The organism is Prosthecobacter sp., assembly GCF_049294395.1.
Lineage (GTDB): Bacteria > Verrucomicrobiota > Verrucomicrobiia > Verrucomicrobiales > Verrucomicrobiaceae > Prosthecobacter.
Genome location: NZ_JBAQCR010000014.1, coordinates 1 through 1679 on the forward strand (window position 1 = coordinate 1; position 1679 = coordinate 1679).

General features: G+C 60.2%; 2 protein-coding genes. Both read left to right on the plus strand.

Features of this window, described 5'->3' with window-relative positions; translation table 11 throughout:
- The first annotated feature begins 257 nt into the window (after nt 1-257).
- Complete coding sequence (gene thiH, locus WAW39_RS00990) at nt 258-1388, plus strand: 2-iminoacetate synthase ThiH (RefSeq protein WP_422314842.1); 1131 nt, start codon at nt 258-260, stop codon at nt 1386-1388.
- A gap of 15 nt (nt 1389-1403) precedes the next feature.
- Nucleotides 1404-1604: a sulfur carrier protein ThiS gene (gene thiS, locus WAW39_RS00995; protein ID WP_422314844.1), complete on the plus strand. Its 201-nt coding sequence runs from the start codon at nt 1404-1406 to the stop codon at nt 1602-1604.
- Nucleotides 1605-1679: the final 75 nt, after the last annotated feature.

The window sequence follows — 1679 nt, forward strand, 5'->3', positions numbered from 1 at the left end:
GTGTTTCGGGATGCGGAGGGGAATGAGGTGTTTATGACGCAGTATGTGGGGTGACTGAGGTGGAGTGGTGGAGTGTGGGTTGGGGACGTTCGGTTTTGCCGCGGAGGGGCAAAGAGGCAGAGGGGGCAGAGAAAGAGTGGGGAAGGTAGATTTCTCGGGGTGGGGAGATCCCGTGCCTTGGAGGGGTGAATGGGGTGAATTTGGTGTTCGTGGCGTTGCATGGGGCGGCGGGTGCGTATTATATCAGCCCCCCAATTATGCTGACGTCCTTCATTCCCACGCTTGATGCCCTCCCGGCGCGTAAAACGCCGCTGATGGAGCGGTTTGCGGCGCTGCTGGAGCCGAAGGGGCCGGCGCAGATCGAGGCGATGGCGAAGGAGTCGCGGATGATCACGCGGCGTAATTTTGGGCGGACGATGCGGTTGTTTGCGCCGCTGTATGTTTCCAATGAGTGCGTGAACAACTGCAGCTACTGCGGATTTTCGCGTGATAACAACTCGATCCTGCGTGTGACGCTGACGATCGAGCAGGTGGTGACGGAGGCGAAGCACCTGGTGGCGCAGGGTTTTCGGAACATCCTGCTGGTGGCGGGCGAGCATCCTAAATTCGTGAGCGACGGGTATCTGGAAGAGTGCATCCGGGCGATTCGTGAGTTTGTGCCGACGATCGGCATCGAGGTGGGGCCGATGGAGGCGCCGGAGTATGAGCGCATGGTCAAGGCGGGCGCGGAGGGCCTGGTGGTGTATCAGGAGACCTATGACCGTGAGATTTACAAGGACATGCACACGGCGGGGCCGAAGAAGGATTTTGACTGGCGGCTGGCCTGCCCGGAGCGCGGGTATGCGGGTGGATTTCGCCGGATTGGCATTGGTGCGTTGTTTGGCCTGAGCGACTGGCGGCTGGAAGCGCTGCGACTGGCGGCGCATCTGGAGCATTTGTACAAGCACTGCTGGAAATCGAGTTTTACGGTGGCGTTTCCGCGGCTGCGGCCGGCGGCAGGTGGCTTTACGCCGATGACGGATTTTCCGGACTGGGCGCTGGTGCAGACGATCTGCGCCTACCGCATCATCTTCCCGGAAGTGGGGATCATTTTGAGCACGCGTGAGTCCGCGCCGCTGCGCGATGCACTGGCACCGCTGGGGATCACGGTGATGAGCGCGGGCAGCCATACGGAGCCGGGTGGCTACACGGGAGCGGGGAATGATGACCTGCACCTGACGGTCAAGGGCAAGCGCGTGGAAGTGGAGACGAAGGCGGAGTCAAATCGTGCCGAAGGGCAGTTTGGCATCGCGGATCAGCGTTCACCGCAAAGCGTGGCGGAGATGCTGCGACTGCAGGGGCTGGATCCGGTGTGGAAGGACTGGGATGCTTCGATCCTAGCTGCGTGAACCTCGAATTTTGATATGAAGATCACTTTGAACGGAGAAAAGCGTGAACTGGATGGACCACAGACGGTGAGGTCGCTGCTGGAGAGCATTGGACTTGGTGGCAAGCCGGTGGTGGTGGAGCAGAATCAGGTGGCGCTACTGCCGAGAGAGATTGATGGGGCGAGCGTGAAAGAGGGGGATGTGATCGAGGTGGTGCAGATCACTGCTGGGGGGTGAGGGGCGAAAGCACTGCACTAGTTGCCTTCAGATAAATAAAACAAGCCGCCTTGGAGTTTTGCTCCAAAGGCGGCT

What these genes read in the sequence shown, in the direction of transcription:
- thiH (WP_422314842.1), top strand. Translation starts at nt 258, where the DNA reads ATGCTGACGTCCTTCATTCCCACGCTTGATGCCCTCCCGGCGCGTAAA.
- thiS (WP_422314844.1), top strand. Translation starts at nt 1,404, where the DNA reads ATGAAGATCACTTTGAACGGAGAAAAGCGTGAACTGGATGGACCACAG.